The 21705-nt window shown below is 68.7% G+C and carries 16 protein-coding genes and 1 pseudogene; 8 read left to right on the forward strand and 9 right to left on the reverse strand.

What is annotated here, in order from left to right:
* Nucleotides 1-72: 72 nt before the first annotated feature.
* Entirely contained in the window at nt 73-1308 is a 1236-nt protein-coding gene (locus AC1HFW_RS23700; protein ID WP_479285351.1) for a branched-chain amino acid ABC transporter substrate-binding protein, read from the reverse strand.
* 40 nt (nt 1309-1348) lie between these two features.
* On the reverse strand, nt 1349-2161 hold the full coding sequence (locus AC1HFW_RS23705; RefSeq protein ID WP_479285352.1) for a shikimate dehydrogenase family protein: 813 nt from the start codon (nt 2159-2161) through the stop codon (nt 1349-1351).
* A 238-nt stretch (nt 2162-2399) separates the two neighbouring features.
* On the opposite strand from AC1HFW_RS23705, the gene AC1HFW_RS23710 reads away from it, so the two are divergent.
* The gene (locus AC1HFW_RS23710; protein ID WP_006391630.1) at nt 2400-3137 is read left to right on the forward strand and encodes an SDR family NAD(P)-dependent oxidoreductase; all 738 of its coding nucleotides are present in this window, start codon (nt 2400-2402) and stop codon (nt 3135-3137) included.
* Nucleotides 3138-3271: 134 nt separating this feature from the next.
* Nucleotides 3272-4033: a FadR/GntR family transcriptional regulator gene (locus tag AC1HFW_RS23715; protein ID WP_061073137.1), complete on the forward strand. Its 762-nt coding sequence runs from the start codon at nt 3272-3274 to the stop codon at nt 4031-4033.
* Nucleotides 4034-4147: 114 nt separating this feature from the next.
* Here the strand turns inward: AC1HFW_RS23715 and AC1HFW_RS23720 are convergent, their stop codons facing one another.
* From AC1HFW_RS23720 to AC1HFW_RS23745, 6 genes and pseudogenes are all read right to left on the reverse strand, one after another.
* On the reverse strand, nt 4148-5485 hold the full coding sequence (locus tag AC1HFW_RS23720; RefSeq protein WP_061073138.1) for an NAD(P)H-dependent oxidoreductase: 1338 nt from the start codon (nt 5483-5485) through the stop codon (nt 4148-4150).
* 104 nt (nt 5486-5589) lie between these two features.
* The gene (locus tag AC1HFW_RS23725; protein WP_116522159.1) at nt 5590-6150 is read right to left on the reverse strand and encodes a 5'-3'-deoxyribonucleotidase; all 561 of its coding nucleotides are present in this window, start codon (nt 6148-6150) and stop codon (nt 5590-5592) included.
* 57 nt (nt 6151-6207) lie between these two features.
* Nucleotides 6208-6738 carry an RNA 2',3'-cyclic phosphodiesterase gene (thpR, locus tag AC1HFW_RS23730; RefSeq protein ID WP_479285353.1) on the reverse strand — a complete coding sequence of 177 codons (531 nt, stop codon included), beginning with the start codon at nt 6736-6738 and terminating at the stop codon, nt 6208-6210.
* Nucleotides 6739-7627: 889 nt separating this feature from the next.
* Nucleotides 7628-9115 (reverse strand): efflux transporter outer membrane subunit, encoded by a 1488-nt coding sequence (locus tag AC1HFW_RS23735; protein WP_479285354.1) that lies wholly within the window; start codon nt 9113-9115, stop codon nt 7628-7630.
* Between the two features lie 68 nt (nt 9116-9183).
* Nucleotides 9184-12400, reverse strand: a pseudogene (locus AC1HFW_RS23740) (efflux RND transporter permease subunit).
* A 36-nt stretch (nt 12401-12436) separates the two neighbouring features.
* A complete protein-coding gene (locus tag AC1HFW_RS23745; protein WP_198486512.1) occupies nt 12437-13627 on the reverse strand; it encodes an efflux RND transporter periplasmic adaptor subunit in 1191 nt (396 codons plus the stop codon).
* Between the two features lie 395 nt (nt 13628-14022).
* Between AC1HFW_RS23745 and AC1HFW_RS23750 the strand changes: the two genes are divergently transcribed.
* The 3 genes from AC1HFW_RS23750 to AC1HFW_RS23760 all read left to right on the forward strand — a co-directional run bounded on the left by AC1HFW_RS23750 (nt 14023) and on the right by AC1HFW_RS23760 (nt 17266).
* On the forward strand, nt 14023-15087 hold the full coding sequence (locus AC1HFW_RS23750; protein ID WP_006391623.1) for a LysR family transcriptional regulator: 1065 nt from the start codon (nt 14023-14025) through the stop codon (nt 15085-15087).
* Nucleotides 15088-15257: 170 nt separating this feature from the next.
* Nucleotides 15258-16376, forward strand: coding sequence for an AI-2E family transporter (locus AC1HFW_RS23755; protein WP_061073143.1), 1119 nt, complete (start codon nt 15258-15260; stop codon nt 16374-16376).
* Nucleotides 16377-16498: 122 nt separating this feature from the next.
* Nucleotides 16499-17266 (forward strand): phytanoyl-CoA dioxygenase family protein, encoded by a 768-nt coding sequence (locus tag AC1HFW_RS23760; RefSeq protein WP_479285355.1) that lies wholly within the window; start codon nt 16499-16501, stop codon nt 17264-17266.
* A gap of 24 nt (nt 17267-17290) precedes the next feature.
* Here the strand turns inward: AC1HFW_RS23760 and AC1HFW_RS23765 are convergent, their stop codons facing one another.
* Complete coding sequence (locus AC1HFW_RS23765) at nt 17291-18736, reverse strand: MFS transporter (protein WP_479285356.1); 1446 nt, start codon at nt 18734-18736, stop codon at nt 17291-17293.
* Between the two features lie 95 nt (nt 18737-18831).
* Here AC1HFW_RS23765 and AC1HFW_RS23770 point away from each other — a divergent pair, with 95 nt between their 5' ends.
* The 3 genes from AC1HFW_RS23770 (at nt 18832) to AC1HFW_RS23780 (ending at nt 21699) form a co-directional block, all read left to right on the forward strand.
* Nucleotides 18832-19758, forward strand: coding sequence for a helix-turn-helix transcriptional regulator (locus AC1HFW_RS23770; RefSeq protein WP_006391619.1), 927 nt, complete (start codon nt 18832-18834; stop codon nt 19756-19758).
* Between the two features lie 73 nt (nt 19759-19831).
* Entirely contained in the window at nt 19832-20728 is an 897-nt protein-coding gene (locus AC1HFW_RS23775) for a DMT family transporter (protein ID WP_479285357.1), read from the forward strand.
* Between the two features lie 107 nt (nt 20729-20835).
* Nucleotides 20836-21699, forward strand: coding sequence for a PadR family transcriptional regulator (locus AC1HFW_RS23780; RefSeq protein ID WP_479285358.1), 864 nt, complete (start codon nt 20836-20838; stop codon nt 21697-21699).
* Nucleotides 21700-21705 lie beyond the last annotated feature (6 nt).

Here is a 21705-nt window from a genome sequence, read left to right on the forward strand (position 1 = left end):
CCGGCCCCGCGCCGGTGAGCGTTTTATTGGCGAGCGGCCGCGGACGACGTGTCGTCCGCGGCCATCGCGTCATCAGTCCGGGCGAACCATCTTGCAGGTGGCCTGCACCGGCGCGGACACGTCGGCGGCGGACAGCACCTTGACCGGCTCGAAGCCCATGTCGGTGCCGTCGGCCTTGTACTTGGCGTTCTTGCCGACCTTGGACACCACCATCGGCAGCTGCACCTGGTGGTCCTCGGCGCGCATGGTGTAGGTGCCCAGCGGCGAGGTGTAGGTGACTTTCTCCAGCGCGCGCGCCAGGTCCGGCACGGACAGCTTGCCGTCCTTGGGCTTGACCTGCTTGAGCGCTTCGCCCAGGAAGGTGATGCCGATCACGGTCTGCGGCTCGGTGTAGCTCGGGTAGTGGCCGGTCTTGGCCTTGTAGTCCTCGGCAAACTTGGCGCCTTCCTCGCCCGCGGCCTCGATGTTGTACGGATGGGCGATGTAGTGGCCCAGCGCCACGTCGCCGGCGTTGGCGAGGTTGCCGACCTGGTCCAGGAACACGGTGGCGAAGCGCACCTTCAGGCCGGCCGATTGCGTCGCCTTCATCAGCAACAGCAGGTCGTTGGACCAGTTGCCGGTGACGACGGTGTCGGGGTTGGCCGAGCGGATGCGGGCCACGTAGGGCGCGAAGTCCTGGATCTTGTTGACTTCGTGCAGCGTCTTGCCGACCACTTCATAGCCGTACTGCTTGGCGAAGCGCTCGGTGGCGCCTTCCATGTCCTGGCCCCAGGAGTAGTTCTGGTTGATGGCGTAGACGCGCTTGCCCAGCGTGCAGTCGGCCGACATCACCGAGGCCAGCGCCTTGACGCGCAGGTCGGCGTTGGTGGTGAAGCGGAAATGGTAGAAGTGGCACTTCTGGCCGGTCAGTTCCAGGGCTTCGCCGCCCACGTTCAGGAACACGACTTCCTTGCCCGGGTTGCGCAGGTTGTGCTTGCGCACGTCCTCGGTGAGCTGGCCGGAGATGGCCGACGACGAGCCCTGCACCAGGATCTGCACGCCTTCGGCGGCCGCGGCGCGGAAGCGGTCGGAGGCGCCGACCGGGCCGCCCTGGTTGTCGAACTCGACCAGTTCCAGCGGCTGGCCGTTCCAGCCGCCGGCGGCGTTGATGCGGTCCAGCTCGTACTTGACCGCGGCGCGGAACATCAGGCCGGTCGAGGCCTGCGGGCCGGACAGCGTCTCGATCAGGCCGATCTTGACGGGCGCGGCCTGGGCCGATGCGGCAATGCCGGCCAGGCACAACAGGCCGGTGGTGAAAGCCAATTTCATGCGTGTCTCCTCCGTGGAACGGGAGTGGTGGGTCCGTGAATCAAGCAAGCGCGCTTTGCTGCGGCTCTTCTATGCCCAGGAAGCGGGCAATTTCGGTGAGTTGTCCTTCCAGCATGTAGAGGCCGGGATGGGTGCGGCAGCCGCGCGCGGCGGCGGCGCGCAGCAGCGGCGTGTCGACGCGGCTCATGACGGCGTCGGCCACCACGGCGCCGGGCGCCAGGGCGTCCAGCGGGAAGGGCAGGGGATCGTTGTCGTCCAGGCCCAGGGTGGTCGCATTGATGGCGATGTCACAGGACTCGGGACGGGGGCCGGCCACGCGGATGGCCAGGCCGGGATAGTGGCGCGCCAGGCGCTCGGCGAACGCCTCGGCCTTGCCGGGCGAGCGGTTGTACAGGCTCAGGCTGGCCGGGCCGGCCTCGGCGATGGCGCAGGCGATGGCCTTGCCGGCGCCGCCCAGGCCCGCCAGGTAGACGTGGCGGCCGGCGGGCTCATGGCCCTGGCCGCGCAGGCCGGCGACAAAGCCCAGGCCGTCGAAGTTGCCGCCGGTCAGGCAGCCGTCGCGCAGCCGCACCGCGTTGACGGCGCCGATCAGTTCGGCGGCGGGGGTCAGGGCGTCGCATAGCGCGGCGGCGCTTTCCTTGTGGGGCACGGTGACCACCAGGCCGCCCAGGTTGGCCAGGCCGCGCAGGCCCGCGAACAGGCCGGGCAGGGCGGCGGCGGCCACGTGGAACGGCACCATGACGGCGTCGATGCCGCGCTCGCGCAGCAGGGCGTTGAGCCGCTGGGGCGTCTTGACGTGCGCGATCGGGTCGGCCGCGATCGCGAATACGGTTGTGCTGCCGGTGATTTCCACCTGGTTGTCCCCTGCCTGTCATGCGGCCGTTGGCCGTGTTTTCTTGACGCCCTTGCTTGAAATCGCCAGTTGCTTTACGCTTTCAACACAAGTTGTCAGGCAACTTTATTAAGTTGTCCGATAAATCATAGGGCAAGCGTTTTTCCCGTGTCAAGCGATCCATTTGGCGGTTCAATCGAATCGTCGGCGGCGCCTGGCGACGGGACGCGGGCCGTCGAAAAAGAGCTTTGGAGACAGCATGATTTCGTTCGAAGGGCAGGTAGTCGCCATCACCGGCGCGGGCAATGGCATCGGTCTGGCGACCGCGCGGCTGATGGCCGCCCATGGCGCCCGGCTGGTGCTCACCGATATCGACAAGGCGCGCCTGGACGAGGTCGCCGCCGAGCTGGACGCCAGCGGCCAGCGGGTATTCGTGCACGCGCTGGACGTGGCCGCCTCGCACGATTGCGACCGGGTGCTGGAACGCGCCGCGCACCACTTCGGCGGCATCGACCACCTGGTGCATTGCGCCGGCATCTACCCCGAGCAACTGGTCAAGGACACCAGCGACGAGGCCTGGAAAAAGCTGATGGGCGTGAACCTGGACGGCACCTTCTACGTGTGCCGCGCGGCCCAGCGCCACCTGCGCCAGAACGGCTCGATCGTGCTGCTGACGTCGCTGGCGGCGCAGCGCGGTAGCTACGCGCACGCGGCGTACTCGGCCTCCAAGGGCGCGGTGCAGAGCTTCACCCGCAGCCTGGCGCTGGAACTGGCGCCGCAGATCCGCGTGAACGCGGTGGCGCCGGGCATCATCGCCACCTCCATGACGCACGACCTGATCGGCCAGAAGGGCGCGCAGTTGCTGGAAAGCACCCCGCTGCGGCGCTTCGGCACCGCCGAGGAAATCGCCGGCGCGATCGCTTTCCTGTGCTCGCCGCTGGCCGGTTTCGTGACCGGCGAGGTGATGCAGGTGAACGGCGGCATCTATATCGCGTAAAGTCTGAAACGGCCGCGCCCTCGCATCCGGCAAAATCCTATAATTTTCAAGGGCGCCGCCGCAGTGAAACGTCGAAAATTCCTATAACCAAGGCTGCCGCCCCGCGAGCCGCCTCCTCGTTTTAACGATTCCACATGCAGCCTAACCAAGCACAGGACAGGCGGGACTCCGACCCGCAACGCGCCGCGCCCAAGCACTCGCTGTCGGCGGGCGTGGCCGACGCGCTGGCCGAGCAGATCCGCCAGGGCGCCCTGGCGCCGGGCGACCGCCTGCCCACCGAGAAACAGCTGACCGAGATCTATTCGGTCAGCCGCGCCGTGGTGCGCGAGGCGCTGGCCCGCCTGAAATCCGAGGGCCTGATCACCTCGCAGCAGGGCAGCGGGGTGTTCGTCGACCCGAACTTCCAGCGCAACGCCTTTCGCATCGCCGCGCCCTCGCCGGGCGACAGCCAGGACCTGGAACACATCCTGGAACTGATGCTGTCGATCGAAGTCACCGCCGCGCGCTACGCGGCGCAGCGCCGCACCGAGCCCGACCTGAAGAAGATGCGGCAGGCGCTGGTGGGCATGGAATACGCGCTCATCAACGACAAGCTGGGCGACGAAGAGGACTACCAGTTCCACCAGGCCATCGTGCAGGCCACGCACAACCCGCACCTGGTGGCGCTGAACGACTACCTGGAAGCGAATGTGCGGCGCGTCATCCGCAGCGCCCGCAACAACACGGCGCGCATGTACGCCGAGCGCATGGCCGCGGTGCAGAGCGAACACCAGGCGATCTTCGCCGCCATCGAAGGCGGCGATTCCGATGCCGCCGGCCGCGCGGCCGAGCAGCACCTGCGCAACGCCGCCGACCGGCTGCGTCTGTTCCAGGCGGAGCGCTCGCCGCCGGTCTGAGCGCGGCGGGCAAGGATCGGCGCGGTTGCCCACGCGGCCAGCCCGCGCCGCGTCCCGTCACCCGTCACGCGTGCGTGTTCGCGGTGAGCGTGTTGGCGGTGACGCCGCGCCGGCTCAGGCGAAGGTCTGTTCCATTTCGCGGCGGAACTGCACGGCCGCCGACCTTTCGTCGTATTCCACGTCGCGCCAGCGGATCGCCTGCGACTGCCGCACCGGGTGCTTGAGCTTGACCTGGTGCGACAGGCCCAGCGGCAGGTAGCCTTCATCGACCGAATCGCGCGCCGGCATCAGCCGGCCGTACACCGTGTAGCCGCCTTCGCCGTCCAGCAGCTGCCCGGCCTGCAGGTCGCGCTTGGCGGTCGCCACCACGTCGCCGTGCCAGCCGGCGGGCGCGCCGGTCGGCTCGCGCCGCAGGCCGACGCTGGCCACGCTGATGCCCAGTTCCAGGCCGATCAGGTGATACGGCTTGTACATGGCGGTGTAGTTGCCGCTGGGATCGGTGACCAGGCCATATTCCTTGAAGCAGCGGCGCACATAGTCGCTGTCGGCCGCCAGCGTCACGTACACGCCCCAGCGCAGGTCGCGGAATACCGGCCGGCCGTCGCGTTCGAGCGAGGAAATCACCTCCACCTGGCCGCGATGGTGCAGGATGCCGCCGTCTTCACGCGGCCGCAGCACGCGGGCCAGGTCGTCCACGCCGCAGGGCGGGAAATGCAGGCCGGACGGCGAGGGCAGCAGGCCGGTGGCGTTGGACACCGCGGCCATCTCGATGGCGCTCTTGGTGCCGTCCAGGAAGCTGTTGAACATCTGCGCGTTGAAGTCGCCGGCGGCCACCATCTCGGCGGTGAAGCCGTAGTACGGCCACACCGTGTCGGGCGTGGAGGTGTGGAACTCGGGAAGGTACTTGGTGCCCTTGCCGGCCGCCATCACCTCGAAGCCCGCCGCGCGCGCCCAGTCCACCATTTCGCAGATCAGCGCCGGCTGGTCGCCGTAGGCCAGCGAATAGACGATGCCGGCTTCGCGCGCCCGCCGCGCCAGCAGCGGCCCGGCCAGCGCGTCGGCCTCGACGTTGACCATGATGATGTGCTTGCCGTATTCGCAGCAGGTCAGCACGTGGCCGATGCCCGCGGCCGCCTGGCCGGTGGCATCGATGACGATGTCGACCTCGGGGCTGGCGATGACGGCGTGCGGATCGTCGGTGAAATAGACCTTGCCGTTCTTGAGGGCGTCGCCCGGGCTGGCGGCATTGAGCGCCGTGGCCGGCCAGCCGACCCGGGTGAGCGCGGCGCGGGCCCGGTCGGGCGCCAGGTCGGCCACCGCCACCAGCCGCATGCCGGGCGTGCGCGGAGCCTGGCTCATGAACATCGCGCCAAACTTTCCGGCGCCCAGCAGCGCTACGCGCAAGGGCTTGTGGTCGGCTTCTCGCTGCTTGAGCAGACGGTGCAGATTCATGGTGCGGGCTCCTCCAGGATGTGGGGATACAGCACCACAGGATAGTCCCAACCCCGGCCGCTGAACAGGGCCGGGCACCCCTCTTTCAGGGTGTCATCCGGCCGTCATTCGTCCGCCGTATACAGCTCGCCCGCCAGCACGTTGCGCCAGTTGCCCCAGGTGATGCGGGGGCGGTCGGTGACCTGGCGGTTGTAGGGCGCGTCGAACAGGATGTGCTTCCAGCCCGGCTTGACCGCGCCCTGGATCAGCGGCTTGTCGTCGATCAGCAGGTTGCCGTGCACCAGGGTCTTGTCCTTGGTCAGGATCAGCCGGTTGGTGGCGTCGCGGCCCAGGTGCTTCTCGACCCACAGGTATTTCTCGGCGACGCAGTTCTCGAACTGGGACAGCGGCGAGGTGCAGATGCGCACGTCCATGCCCAGCGCCAGCAGTTCCTTCACGGCGTCCAGCGCCCCCGGCACCGGCGGCAGGTCGCGGATGAAGCCGGGCGCGGTGTAGATGGCCTCGGCCATGCCGCGCAGCTCGGGCGCGTAGTCTTCGCGGATGTAGAAGGATTTGCGGTCCTCGAACGCCACCGGCTCGATGTCGGGGTGGCGCGCGCGCCAGGCGTCGATGAAGGCATGTTCGAAATCGGCCAGCACGCCGTCTTGGTCGAGCAGGATGATCATGGAGATCCTAAGTCGTTGCGACGCGCTCGATTGTGCCAGAGCGCCGCCACGCGAGCGTCAGACGGGTTGCGGCCGCGACTGGGCGACGACCCGGTAGCGGCTGCCGCCGTCGGTGGCTTCGGACGCGACCAGCACCATGCGGTCATAGTGCCAGGCGATGGGCGGCGGGGCGTCGGCGGGCGGGTCGTTGCGCTCGATGTTGCGCAGCAGCGTGACGTGGGGGCGGAACGGCTGGGCCGGCGGAACGAAGCCAAAGGCCGACAGCCACAACCACAGGCCGTCGTGGCTGGCCTGCAGGGAATCCGGCGTGCGCTCGGGACCGGCCCACAGGATGCCGGGGCGGCTGAAGACGCCGTAGCGGTCCAGGGTGACGGTGCCGGGCTGCAGGCGATGGTAGGGGGTGGCGTCGATGAGCTCGTCGGCGATGTCCTTTTCTACGGATCCGAGGAAGGCCAGCGTCATGTGCAGGGTTTCCGGGCGCATGGGGCGGCCGTGGCTGTGGGGGCGGGCCTGGGCGGTCCAATCGGATAGCGTTTGAGCCAGGGTGGCGTCGGGCCAGAGGGCGTAGAAGAGTCGGAGGGGCGGCATGGTGGAGATTGTAGGGCGTTGTTGTGACGGGCTGGGTCCTTGAGGCGCGCGTGGCGGGGTCGGTGGGGGATGGCGGGGCTACGATTGCGGTCCGGAGCGTTCGCTCCGGACTTCCCCTTCGTCATCTTCGTCACAGCCTTCGGCTGTTCCTTCAGATTCCCTCGGGCGCATCTACACGCCCCGCCATCCCCCACCGACCCCGCCACGCGCTCGCGATGAGACTTAGCGTCGGGCGTCGGGGCGGGCTGTGTGCTTGGCGTGTTGGCGCACAGCGGAGCGGGAGAGGAGGGTCTTGCGGGGCCCGCCGCAAGCCGGCCGCGCGGGCGGCCTTTTGCGGCTTACGCGACGTCTTGCGTCGCGATGATGGCGCTCTCGCGTGAGGGGGAGGCCGACTCGTTTGCTATTGAAAGCCCGTTGGCATTACGACTGTTTGTGGTCGGCGCGAGAGATCGTCCCGCGCAACATGTCGTATGCCGCGCCGACCACCACCGCCCCTCCCCCCGACGTGCGGAATCATTAGAAAACCGCTCGCCGCCAGCGCGCAGCGCACCCGCAACACTTTCAAATGCGCAGACGCCCATCGTGGCCGCCCGCGCGGCCGCGATGGGCAGCCCTGTAGGTTCCATTTCCCGTACACGGGTCCAGCAGCGCGACAAGCCTAGACGCTCGTCGCCCCTCGGTCGGGCGGACCCGATGGCGGGCAACCTCGATGCGCCCGACGGAATCCGAAGGCAGCCGCCGGCAGGCGGCAACGAGGATGAGGATGGGGCAGTCCGGAGCGAACGCTCCGGACCGCAATCGTGGGCGCCCGCCATCGGGTCCGCCCGACCGAGGGGCAACCTACGAAGAACGACTCATCATCGCCAGCCAACGATCGAGCGATGAACAACTACCGATTGGCAGCCACAGCCTCAGCACCAGGCACAGGATTCCCCCACCCGCCCCCGATAGCCCGAATCAGATCCACAGCCGACCGCGCCTGCTCACCGCTCAACTGCACCGCCACCCGTTGCTGCAACAGCACGCTGCGGTCCGCCTCGATCACGTCCAGATAGCTGATCGAGCCTTCGCGGTATTGCGTGTGCGACAGTTTCGCGGCGCGGGCCGAGGCTTCCACCGCGGCGTCTTGAGCGCGCGTCTGGTCGGACAGGATGCGCAGGTTGGCCAGGTTGTCCTCGACCTCGCGGAACGCATTCAGCACCGTCTGGCGGTAGACCGCCACGTCCTCCTCGTAGACCGCGCGGGCGCGGTCCAGGCCAGCCTGGCGGCGGCCGCCGTCGAAGATCGGCATCGACAGCGCGGCGCCCACCAGCGGGCCCAGCAGGAACGTGCGGCTCGACCATTGGAACAGGTTGCCCAGTTCCGACGACTCGTAGCCGAAGGCCCCCGTGATGTCCAGGCGCGGGAAGAACGCCGACTTGGCCGCGCCCACGCGGGCGTTGGCGGCGGCCATGGCGCGTTCGGCCGCGGCGATGTCGGGACGGCGCTCCAGCAGCGTCGACGGCAGGCCGGCCGGGATCGACAGGGCTACCTTTTCGATCGGCTTGGGCGGCATCGCGAATTCCGACGGGGCGCGGCCCAGCAGCACGGCCAGCGCGTGTTCGCCGGCGGCGCGGCGGCGGTCGATGCCCAGCGCTTCGGATTGCGCCGAAGCCAGCTCGGCCTTGGCGCGCGCCAGGTCCAGCTCGCTGATATCGCCCGCGTCGTAGCGGCGCTGGATCAGCTGCAGCGTCTCGATGCGCAGTTGCACCGTCTGGCGGTACAGCGCGGCCTCGGCGTCCTGCTCGCGCACCAGGAAATAGGTGGTGGCGACGTCGGCCTGCAACGCCAGCAGCACCGAGCGGTACAGCGCCTCGCTCTGTTGCGCGTCGGCGGTGGCGGCGTCGGCCGTGGAAGCGACTCGGCCGAACAGGTCGGCCTCGTACGACACCGTGCCTTGCGCGCGCCAGGTGGTCGACGGGCTCGTCGGCGTGCCGTCGGGCAAACCTTGCGATACCGCCGAGGGGCGCTGGCGGCTGGGGCCGAAGGCGGCGTCCAGGCTGGGGAAGAAACCGGCGCGGGCTTCGCGCTGCAACGCGCGGGCCTGCGTCAGGCGGGCGGCGGCGGCCTGCAGGTTCTGGTTGGCCTTGTGGGCCTCATCCTGTAGCTGGTTCAGGCCTTCGTCGCCGAACACTTTCCACCATTCGCCGCGCAATGCCTCTTCAGACGGTTGCGCCTGCGTCCAGGTGCCGGCTTCGGCGGCGGGCAGGGCGGCTTCCTTGTAGGCCGCCGGCGCGGCGGCGGCGGGTCGTTCGTAGGTCGGACCCACCGCGCAGCCGGCCAGCACGAGCAGGACGGCAAGCAGGGCGGAACCGCGGATCAGTCTTTTGGTCTTCATGACGATTCTCTTGGGCGCGCGCCCCGCCGTTCGGGACGGGGCGCGCTGGCTATTTTTTCCAGGCCGGATCAGGCGTTGTGCTGCGTGGCGGGCGGCGCGTTCGGGTCGATGTGCGGCACGCACACCGGCGCTTCATGCGGCGCGGCCGAGTGCAGGGTCTTGCCACCCAGCGAACGCAGCAGCACGTAGAACACCGGCGTCAGGAACAGGCCGAACAGGGTCACGCCGAGCATGCCGAAGAACACGGCGACACCCATGGCATGGCGCATTTCCGAACCGGCGCCCGACGACAGCACCAGCGGCACCACGCCCATGATGAAGGCGATCGACGTCATCAGGATCGGGCGCAGACGCAGGCGGCTGGCCTCGATCGCGGCTTCGAGCGGGGTGCGGCCGTTCATTTCCAGCTCGCGGGCGAATTCCACGATCAGGATCGCGTTCTTCGCCGACAGCCCCACCAGCACCATCAAGCCGATCTGGGTGAAGATGTTGTTGTCGTTGCCCGTCAGGTAGACGCCGGTCAGCGCCGCCAGGATGCTCATCGGCACGATCAGGATCACGGCCAGCGGCAGGGTCAGGCTTTCGTACAGCGCGGCCAGCACCAGGAACACCAGCAGCACGCTGATCGGGAACACCCACAGGCCGGCGTTGCCCGCCAGGATCTGCTGGTACGTCAGGTCGGTCCACTCGAACTTCACGCCGCGCGGCAGGGTTTCCGCCGCCACGCGCTCGGCCGCGGCCTGCGCCTGGTTGGTCGAGTAGCCCGGGGCCGGGCCGCCGTTGATGTCGGCGGCGGTGTAGCCGTTGTAGCGCACCACCATTTCCGGACCGAAGGTCTGCTTGACCGTCACCAGCGACGACAGCGGCACCATGTCACCCGCGGCATTGCGGGTCTTGAGCTGCAGGATGTCGTCGGCGTGGGCGCGGTACGGCGCATCGGCCTGGGCCCGCACCTGGAACACGCGGCCGAAGCGGTTGAAGTCGTTGACGTACATCGAGCCCAGGTAGATCTGCATGGTGTCGAACACTTCCGTCACCGGCACGCCCAGCTGCTTGGCCTTGACCCGGTCCAGGTCGACGTCCAGCTGCGGCACGTTGATCTCATAGCTCGAGAACGCCGGGCCCAGTTCGGGCGTCTGGCGCGCCTTGGCCAGGAAGGCCTGCTTGGCCTTGTCCAGCTCGGCATAGCCCAGCGCCGCGCGGTCTTCCAGTTGCAGCTTGAAGCCGCCCAGCGTGCCCAGGCCCAGCACGGGCGGGGGCGGGAACACGGCGATGAACGCCTGCTGGATGGCGCCGAACTTCTGGTTCAGCGACGCCGCGATGGCGTTGCCCGACAGCGCCGCGCCCTTGCGTTCGTCGAACGGCTTGAGGGTCACGAACACGATGCCCGCGCTGGAGCTGTTGGTGAAGCCGTTGATCGACAGGCCCGGGAAGGCGATGGCGCTCTGCACGCCGGGTTCCTTCAGGGCGATGGCGCTCATCTGGCGGATCACGTCTTCCGTGCGGTCGAGCGAGGCGCCGTTGGGCAGCTGCGTGAAGCCGATCAGGTACTGCTTGTCCTGCGCCGGCACGAAGCCGCCGGGCACCAGGTACGACACGCCGATGGTGGCGGCCACCAGCACGGCGTAGACGCCCATGGCGCCGGCCTTGCGGCGGATCACGCCGGACACGCCCACGCCGTAGTTCTCCGAGGCGCGGCCGAACATGTTGTTGAACCAGTTGAAGAAGCGGCCGAACACGCGGTTCATGCCACGGGTCAGCCAGTCCGGCTTGTCGTGGTGGCTCTTGAGCAGCAGGGCCGACAGGGCCGGCGACAGCGTCAGCGAGTTGAAGGCCGAGATCACCGTCGAGATGGCGATGGTCATGGCGAACTGCTTGTAGAACTGGCCGGTCAGGCCCGTCATGAACGCCAGCGGCACGAACACCGCGCACAGCGTCAGCGCGATCGCGATGATGGGGCCGCTCACTTCACGCATGGCGCGATAGGTCGCGTCGCGTGGACTCAAGCCCGCCGCGATGTTGCGTTCGACGTTTTCCACCACCACGATCGCGTCGTCGACCACGATCCCGATGGCCAGCACCATCCCGAACAACGACAGCGCGTTGATGGAATAGCCGAACATCAGCAGCAGGCCGAAGGTACCGACGATCGACACCGGCACCGCCAGCAGCGGAATGATGGACGCGCGCCAGGTCTGCAGGAACAGGATCACCACCAGCACCACCAGCGCGATGGCTTCCAGCAGCGTGTGCACCACGGCCTCGATACTGGAACGCACGAACTGGGTCGGGTCGTATTCGATGCGGTATTCCACGCCCGGCGGGAAGTCCTGGGCCAGCTCGACCATGGCGGCGCGCACTTGCGACGACACGTCCAGCGCGTTGGCGCCCGGCGATTGCATGATGCCCATGCCCACCGCCTGCTTGTTGTCCAGCAGCGAACGCAGGCCGTATTCCTGGGCATCCAGTTCCACGCGGGCCACGTCCGACAGGTGCGTCACCGCGCCGTCGGCAGAGGTCTTGAGGATGATGTCGCGGAATTCCTCTTCGGTCTGCAGGCGGCCGCGCGCATTCACGTTCAGCTGCAGCGGCACGTCGCCCTGGGTCGGGGACGCGCCGATCACGCCGGCGGCGACCTGCACGTTCTGTTCGCGGATGGCCGCGACCACTTCGCTGGCCGTCATGCCGCGCTGCGCGACCTTCTGCGGGTCGAGCCACACGCGCATCGAGTAGTTGCCCGCGCCCCACACCGTCACTTCACCCACGCCGGTAATGCGCGCCAGGCGGTCCTTGATGTTCAGGATCGCGTAGTTGCGCAGGTAGGTAATGTCGTAGCGGTCGTTGGGCGAGATCAGGTGCACCACCAGCGTCAGGGTGGGCGAGCTCTTGGTGGTCGTGACGCCCAGCCGCTGCACGTCCGGCGGCAGGCGCGGCAGCGCCTGCGACACGCGGTTCTGCACCAGCTGCTGCGCCTTGTCCGGGTCCACGCCCAGCTTGAAGTTGACCGTCAGCGTCAGGTTGCCGTCGCTGTTGGCCTGCGACTGCATGTACAGCATGTTTTCCACGCCGTTGATGGATTCCTCCAGCGGCGAGGCGACGGTTTCGGCGATGACCTTGGGGTTGGCGCCCGGATACTGCGCGCGCACCACCACCGAGGGCGGCACCACTTCCGGGTATTCCGAGATGGGCAGCTGGAACATGGCCAGCAGGCCTCCCAGCAGCACCAGCACGGACAAGCACCCCGGCGAAGATCGGCCGGTCAATGAAGAATTTCGAGATATTCATGAACGTTCTCGTTCTGCTTTGCGGTTCACCGGCGGCTTAGTTGGCGGCCGCGGTCTTGACCGGGTTGCGTTGCGCCGTGACCATGGGCACCACGGTCGGGTTCACGGCGTCGCCGGGGCGCACGCGCTGCAAACCATTGACCACGATGCGTTCGCCGGCGGCCAGGCCGGAGTCCACGACACGCAGACCTTCCTGGTTGGCGCCCAGCTTGACCAGGCGGTAGTTGGCGTGGTTCTTGTCGTCCAGCACCAGCACGTAGCGCTTGTCCTGGTCGGTGCCGATGGCCTTTTCGTCGATCAGCACGGCGCTGCGCGGCTCGCTGCCGCCCAGGCGGATGCGGGCGTACAGGCCGGGCAGCAGGGTGCCGTCGGCGTTGTCGAACTCGGCGCGCACGCGGATGGTGCCGGACGTGGCGTCCAGGCGGTTGTCCACCGATTGCACGAAGCCGGTGCGCGAGTAGCCATCCTCGTTGGCCAGCCCCAGCTCGACCGGCACCGAGCCGGCCTTGCCGTTGCGGGCGGGGTTCACGTACTTCAGGAAGGTCTGCTCGTCGACGTCGAACGAGGCGTACATCTTCGAGACCGACACCAGCGTGGTCAGCGGCACCGAGGTGGCGCCGGCGGCGACCACGTTGCCGACCGTGACTTCCGCGCGCGATACGCGGCCGGCGACCGGCGCTTCGATGCGGGTGTAGCCCAGGTTGAGCTTGGCGTAGTCCAGCGCGGCCTGCGCGCCCTGCAGGTTGGCCGCGGCTTCACGCGCGGCGTTCTGCTTTTCCTCGAAATCGCGGCGGGCGATGGCGTTGTCGGTCAGGAGGCGCTGGCCGCGGGCCAGTTCGGTGGCCGTGTACGAGGCGCGGGCCTTGGCGGCGGTCAGGGCGGCGGCGGCGCGGTCCACTTCGGCCGCGTAGGGGCGCGGGTCGATGGTGAACAGCACGTCGCCCTTCTTGACGATGCTGCCGTCCTGGAAGTGCACGGCGGTCAGGGTGCCGGAGACCAGCGGACGGATGTCCACGCGATCGATGGCTTCCAGCCGGCCGGAATAGCGCTGCCAGTCGACGATGGTCTTGTTGACCACTTCCGCCACTTCGACAGGGGGCGCGGCGGGCGCGCCTTGCGCCTGGGCCGCATTGGCGCCCGCGGGGGCGCGAAACAGGGCGTAGCTACCGCCGGCCGCGATGACGGCCGCGAAAACGACGAGCACAGCAATACGATTACGCGAAACCATGATGTTCCTTGAGGGTGGTGTCGGGGTGAAGCGCGCTTGCCGGGGACCGCGAGGGGGGCGGGTGGCGGCGGGGGCGGGCATCGCGGCGGGTCTGGCAGTCCTGAAACACCGATGTCATATTGCAGTGCAACATGCAACGCGGTTACGTTTCCCTGGTTGAAATCCGTCTATTTGGGGACGGGCTCTACCGGGATCGGAATCTGAGGATTGACAGGCCCTGGGATGGCGCCGGGCGGCACGGGCACTTCAAGATGGTTTGCATTCTGAGTGTTTTGCCCGCGCGGATAAACACTGCTATCTCGGCAACACTGTTCGGTGGATTTGTCTAATCCCGGACGGATTCGGGTTATGCTCCGTACACCCCGACCAAATTGCCCTTAAAGGACACCGTCGCCATGGACCGTTTTCAGGCTATGCAGGTGTTTGTGCGCGTCGTGGACGCCAATAGCTTCACCCGGGCGGCCGACAGCCTCTCGCTTCCGCGCACCACCGTCACCACCATCATCCAGAATCTCGAACGCCTGCTGGGCGTGCGCCTGCTCAATCGAACCACCCGCCGCATCGGCCTGACGCCCGACGGCGCCGGCTACTATCAGCATTGCGTGCGCATCCTGGCCGATGTCGAGGAAACCGAGGCCTGCTTCCAGGAAGCGGCCCTGCGCCTGAAGGGGCGGCTGCGCATCGACGTGCCGACCTGTATCGGCCGGCTGATCCTGATTCCCTCATTGTGTGATTTCCACGACAAGTACCCCGACGTCGAGCTGGTGCTCGGCCTGGGCGACCGTCCGGTGGACATGGTGCAGGAAGCCGTCGACTGCGTCATCCGCGCCGGCGACCTGGAAGACTCCAGCCTGGTGGCGCGCCGCATCGGCACGCTGCAGACCGTGACCTGCGCCTCGCCGACCTACGTCGCGCGCTACGGCATGCCGCAGACCATCGAGGAACTGCGCAGCCACCACGCGGTGCATTATTTCTCCAGCCGCACCGGCCGCAACTGCGCCTGGGACTTCAAGATCGACGGCAAGCACCAGGAAGTGGACATGCGAGGCACCGTGGCGGTGAACGAAGCCGGCGCCTACCTGGATTGCGGCCTGAAGGGCTTCGGCCTGATCCAGACGCCGCGCTACATGGCGCTGCCATACCTGCAGTCGGGCGAGCTGATCGAAGTGCTGCCGCAGTGGAAGCCCAGCGCCACCCCGATCTCGGTGCTGTATCCGCAAAGCCGCCAGCTGTCGCCCAAGGTGCGCGCCTTCGCCGACTGGGTCGCGGAACTGTTCGCCAGCTGCCCGCTGCTCAGCGGCCGCGACGAGACCGATCCGGCCGCCGCCAGCTGCGGCGTGTTCCAGCAACGCCAGATCAGCCAGGCCAAGCAGATGGCCGTGGCCGGCGTGGCCGCCGCCAACGAACCGCTGCCGCGCCGCCGCACCGCGCGCGAAGAGGCCGCGGAGTACGCCCTGTAGGCGGGCGCATGGCGGGCCGCCTGGCCCGCCATGCCGGCAATTCGCCGGCAAAATCCTGGAAAACCCGGGAAACCCCGTAGTAAATACGGGCCTTGCGTCCCTCGTATTTTAAGAAACGTCTGTATAGTCCGACAGTCAAAGCCTCAACGCATTCACTGTCGATCCGCTCTATGCAGCCTGTACTTCCCGCTTACCTGATCGCCCGTTGGCTTTTGCTGCTCGTCCTGTTGGCGGGGGTGTATTTCCTCAGCGGCTTCCTGGTGCCCGCGCTGGCCGCGCTGATCATCGGCCTGGCCAGCTGGCCGCTGTACCAGCGGCTGGTGGCGCGCTGCGGCGGCCGCACCGCGCTGGCGGCCTCGCTGGCGCTGCTGGTGGTGATCGTGGTGCTGATCGTGCCGATGTCGCTGGCGTTGTCGTACGCCATCAAGGAAGCCAGCACCTTCTTCGCCTGGGCCATCGCCGCCAACCGCCATGGCGTCGACGTGCCGAACTGGATCACCTCGATGCCGGTGGTGGGCGACCGGCTTTCCGAATACTGGCAGGCCTACATTGGCCAGCCGCATGCGCTGGGCGCGCTGGTCGAGGCCGTCAGCGGCGAACACCTGGGCAATATCTATCGCATGGTGCTGGCCGCCACCGGCAATGTGTTCCAACTGCTTTTGACCGTGCTGTTCATGCTGATCACGCTGTTCTTCGTCTACAAGGACGGCGTGCGCATGGTGGCGCAACTGGACGTGCTGGGCGAACGCATCCTGCCGGCGCGCTGGCAGCGCTTCTCGCGCGTGGTGCCGGCCACCATCAATTCCACCGTCACCGGCATGGGCCTGATCGCGTTGGGCGAGGGCGTGGTGCTGGGCATCGCCTACTGGGTCGCGGGCGTGCCGTCGCCGGTGCTGCTGGGCGTGGTCACCGGCTTCATGGCGCTGATCCCCGGGGGCGCGCCGCTGTCGTTCACGCTGGTGTCGCTGTATCTCGTCGGTTCCGGCCACATGGTGGCGGGCATCGCGCTGATGGTGTGGGGCAGCGTCGAACTGTTCATCGTCGACAAGACGCTGCGCCCGCGCCTGGTGGGCGGCCCGGTCAAGCTGCCGTTCCTGCCGACCTTCTTCGGCCTGGTGGGCGGCGTGAAGACCATGGGCATCGTCGGGCTGTTCGTCGGTCCGGTGCTGATGGCGCTGCTGGTGGCCGTGTGGCGCGAATGGGTCAACCACGAGGAAGTCGAGCGCGACACCGCCCGGCTCAGGGCCGGAGCGCCGCCCGACAAGACATCGACCGGCGGCCAGGCATGACGCGCGTTTGGGTGTAATCTAGCTCTCCCGCGCTCGCCGGCGCCTCGCCCGGCACGCGCCTGCCGTGTGCGCAGACGCTTTGCAGCTCATGCCGCGGGGTCTGAGGGTTTGGCAGGTTCATCATGTCCGGGTCACTGCAAGAAGATGAGTTAGCGGTCCTGCGCGAGCAGGGTTTCGTGGTCGCGCGCCAGTTCGCGGACCCGGCCGAGGTGGCGGCGCTGCGCGCGCTGGCCGAGCGCCATTTGCGCGAGCATGTGGCGCCCATCGAATACGAGGCGGATCTGCGCTATCCCGGCGCCCCCGAGTCGCGCAATGCCGAGGGCGGCCTGACGGTGCGGCGCCTGCTCAGCGCCTACAGGCGCGATCCGCTGTTCGCGCAATGGGCCACCGACCCGCGCATCGGCCAGTCGCTGGCGCGCTATTTCGGCGAGACGCCGGTGCTTTCCACCGTGCACCACAACTGCGTGATGACCAAGCATCCGGCGTACGGCAGCCTGACTGGCTGGCACCAGGACATCCGTTACTGGTCGTTTTCCGACACCGATCTGGTGTCCTGTTGGCTCGCGCTCGGCGACGAGAACTGGGACAACGGCGGCCTCTCGTTCATTCCCGGTTCGCACGCGGCCGCGTTCCAGCCGGCGCAATTCGACGAGAAGAAGTTCTTCCGCGACGATGCGCCCGAAAACGCCGAATGGATCGCGCGCGCCGTCTGTCCCGAACTGCGGGCCGGCGACCTGGTGTTCTTCCATTGCCGCACGCTGCACGCGGCGCAGGGCAACCGCAGCGACCGCGTCAAGCTGTCGCTGGTGCACACCTATCATCCGCGGTCCTGCCATCCGCTGCCGGGCACGCGTTCGGCCAGCCAGCCGGGCGTGCCGCTGGCGGAATAAGCCCGCGTGCTTTCGGCGGCGCCTTCAACGGCGCCGTCCCAACCACGCCAGCAACAACACCGATGCGCCGATGGCCGCCAGGTTGAAGCGCATCGCACTGGCGAAGGCCTGCGCGTAGCGGTCGCCGGCGGCCGCGTCCGCCATGGCCTCGAGCGTGCCGCTGAACAGCATGCCGGCGGCCGACACGCCCAGCGCCGCGCCCACCTGCTGCAAGGTGGCCACCACGCCAGCGGCCATGCCGGCCTGGCGGTCCTGCACCAATCCCAATGCCAGGTTCACCAGCGGCGTGTTGACGGCGCCTTGCGCCGCGCCGAGCCAGACCAGCGCGGGCACCAGCGACCACGGCGCGAGTGCCGCGCCGGCCGCGCCCACCTGCAGCATCAGCGCGGCGGTTGCGCCGCCATACAGCAGCGCGGCCACGGTGACCGCGTGCGTGCCGAAGCGCGCCACCAGCCGCGGCGCCGCCATCGAGCCGGCCACGAAGCCGACGCTGGCCGGCGCGAATACGGTGCCCGCCGTCAACGCGTCCACGCCCAGCCCGGTCTGTAGCAGCAGCGCGTAGCAGAGGAACATGGCGCTGGCGGTGGAGAACACCAGCGTCACCAGCAGGCAGCCCGCGGCGAACCGCGGCTGCGCCAGCAGCGCCATGTCGACCAGCGGCACGCGGCCGGCGGCGCCGGCGCGCCGCTGCAGCCACACGAACAGCGCCAGCAATAGGATCGCCGCCACGCCGCAGCCCAGCGTCCACGCGGGCCAATGGCGCGCCGGTCCTTCCACCAGCGCCAGCAACAGCAGGCCCAGCCCGGCCCCGACCAGCGCCGAGCCGCCCCAGTCCATCGGCGCGCCGGCGGCGTCGCGCGATTCCGGGATGTGGCGGGCCAGCCGCCACGCCAGCATGCCGACCGGCACGTTCACCAGGAAGATCGTGCGCCACGCCAACCCGAACAGATCGGCATGCACGATCCAGCCGCCCAGCACCTGGCCGGCGATGGCCGCCAGCCCCAGCGTCATGCCGAGCAGACCGAAGGCGCGGCGCCGCGCGTGGCCGTCGTAGCTGACGCGGATCAGCGCGTAGACCTGCGGGAACAGCATGGCCGCGGCCACGCCCTGCAGCACGCGCGCGCCGATCAGCGTGTTGGCGTCGGGCGCCAGCCCGCACAGCGCCGAGGCCAGCGCGAAGCCGGCCATGCCCAGCATGAACAGGCGCCGGCGGCCATGGCGGTCGCCCAGCCGGCTGCCGGCGATCAACAGCACGCCATAAGCCAGCTCGTAGGCGACGATGATGAAGTTGATCTGCGCGAAGCTGGCCGACAGCGTGGCCTGCATGCTGGGGATCGCGACGTTGACGACGAACAGGTCGAAGATCGTGATGAAGCCGCCGGACAGCAGCACGGCCAGGCCGAGCGGGCCCGGCGTGGCGGGCTTGGCGGGCGTGTCGGGGCAGGGCGAGGGCAGGGTGGCGCAAGACATGGATAGGCCGCGAGAGTGGGGATCGGCGCTATTCTGTGGGCTGTTCGAGCCTCATACAATTTAGCTGTTTATGCTATTACTGAAGGCAATAGCCTATGCCCCGTTCCACTTCGCATGACACGGCGCCGGCGCCGCGAGCCGACGCGCTCGACACCGGCGCACAGCGGCTGGACCGGACCCGCGCCGACCTGGCCGAATTCCTGCGGCTGCGCCGCGAGCGCCTGAGTCCCGCCGCCCTGGGCCTGCCCGCCGGGGGACGCCGACGCACGCCCGGCCTGCGGCGCGAGGAAGTGGCGGCGCTGGCCGGCGTCGGCCTGGCCTGGTACACCTGGTTCGAGCAGGGCCGCAACATCAGCGTGTCGGCCACCTTCCTGGAAAACCTGGCGCGCGTGCTGAAGCTGGACGCGGCCGAACGGCGCCACCTGTACCTGCTGGCGCACCAGCGTCCGCCGGCCGAGCCGGGGCGCACCTGGTGCACCGTGCCGCCGCAGGTGCGGCGCCTGATGGACGACCTGCCCGCGCGTCCCGCCTACATCCTCAACCTGCGCTGGGACGTGGTGGTGTGGAACGCCGCCGCCGAACGCGTGTTCGGTTTCGGCGCGCAACCGGCGGGGCGGCGCAACCTGCTGTGGATGCTGTTCGTGGATCCGGCGATGCGCGAGCTGTTCGTCGATTGGCCGGCGCAGGCGCCGGCGATGCTGTCCACCTTCCGGCGTGATTTCGCGTCGGCCTCGGGCGCGCCGGACATCACCGAACTGGTCGATGAGCTGGAGCGCGTCGCCCCCGAGTTCAAGGCGTGGTGGCGCGAGCACGACGTGCACGGCGCCTGCATGGGCGTGCGCAGCCTGCGCCTGCCGGCGCTGGGCGAGGTGGCGTTCGAGCATTCCACGCTGTCGGTCGACGAAAGCCGCCATCTGCGCCTGGTGGTCTACGCGCCCGCGCCCGACGAACCGCAGGCCGCGGCTTTCGCGCGCTGGCTGGCGCGCAAGCCGCGCGCGGCCATGCGTGGCTCCAGAGAATAGGCGCCGCGTGGCGCTACGGCGGGGGCGCGGCGCGCTTCTATAGTCGGGGCGATTCGTCAATTGCGCCCGCGCCATGTCCACTGAAATCCTGTCCCGCCGCCAGGCCCTGTCGCTGCTCGTCGTGGTGGTGCTGGCCTGGGGCTTCACCTGGGTCGTCAGCAAGCTGCTGCTGCAATACATGACCCCGATCTGGGCGGTGGCCGCGCGCAGCGTCGCCGGCACCGCCGCGCTGCTGGCGCTGGGCCTGGCGCTGCGGCGGGTGGCATGGCCGGTCAAGGCCGACATTCCGGTGATCCTGAGCGTGGGCCTGCTGCACATGGGCGCGTTCGCCGCGCTGGTCAGCCTGGGGCTGCAATACGTGCCGGCCGGCCGCTCGGTGGTGCTGGCCTACACCACGCCGCTGTGGGTCATTCCGGCCGCCCGCGTGTTCCTGGGCGAACCGATCGGGCGCGGCCGGCAGCTGGGGCTGGCGCTGGGGCTGCTGGGGCTGGCCGTCATCTTCAATCCGCTGGCGTTCGACTGGGGCAATCACGAGGCGGTGTTCGGCAATGGCCTGGTGCTGCTGGCGGCGCTGTGCTGGGCCGCCAACATCGTCTACGTGCGCGCCCACCGCTGGGTGACGCCGCCGTTCGAGCTGGCGTTCTGGCAGGCATTGCTGGCCTCCGGCGTGCTGGCCGCCGTCGCCTGGGCGGCCGAGGGCGTGCCGCGCGTGGTTTGGAGCCCGGACCTGGGCTGGCTGCTGGGCTATGGCGGCGTGTTCGGCATCGCCGTGGCGTATTGGGCGGCGGTGAACGTGAACCGATCCCTGCCCGCGGGCGTCACATCGATTGGCCTGCTGGGCGTGCCGGTGGTCGGGCTGCTGTGTTCGGCGGCGGTGCTGCACGAGCCCCTGGGCGCGCCGCTGCTGCTGGGGATGGTGTTGATCGTGGCCGGCATCGCCGCCGGCGTGCTCGACAAGGCGGCCCGCTAGCGGCGCCAAGCAAAAGGTGCTTGACGGCTGGAATCCTGTCTGTGTATCGTAAGATCTATATCTTAAGATATGTTTTAAGTAACACGTCAGACACCAGCGAGGCCCCTATGCGCCACTTCCATTTCCTGACCGCCTTTGCCCGCGGCTCGCGCCATGAATCGCGCGAGCGCCACCATGGCCATCGCGGTCATCACGATCACCACGGCCATCACGGCCACCCCGAATTCCACGATCATCACGGCCATCACGGCCGCCACGAAGCCCACGGTCATCACGACCCCTACGAACGTCATGGCCACGCCGGCCGTGGCGCGGACGGCCACCACGAAGGCGGCCGCGGCCGCCATGGCCGCCACGCCGGCGGCGGTCGCGGCTGGTTCGGCGGCCCGTGGGGCGGCCATGGCCGGGGCGGCGACGCCGACGACAGCTTCGGCGGCGATGGCCGTCATTGGGCGCGCGGCCGCAAGGTCTCGGCCGACGACCTGCAACTGATGCTGCTCGGCCTGCTGGAGCAGAACCCCAGCCACGGCTACGAGCTGATCAAGGCGCTGGGCGCGATGTCCAACGGCTTCTACACGCCCAGCCCGGGCATGGTGTATCCGGCGCTGACCTATCTCGAAGAGCTGGGCTACGCCACCGTCGAGCAGGAGGGCAGCAAGAAGCGCTACCACCTGGCGGACCCGGGCCGCGAGTACCTGGAAGCCAACCGCGAACGCCTGTCGGTGATGTTCAACAAGCTCAAGCACGTGGCCCGCAAGATGGACTGGATGCGCCAGGCCTGGAGCGGCGAGCCGCGTCCCGCCGCCGACGAGGAAGACGCCAGCGGCTGGATCGATGAATTCGTGCACGCCCGCCAGGAGATCCGCCACGCGCTGCTGCAGCGCACCGAGGCGTCGCCCGCCGAACAACGTCGCATCGCCGCCATCCTGCGCCGCGCGACCGCGGAAATCACCGGCAAGAGCTGTGACTGATTCCGC

Source organism: Achromobacter sp. ISS7, from assembly GCF_056523125.1.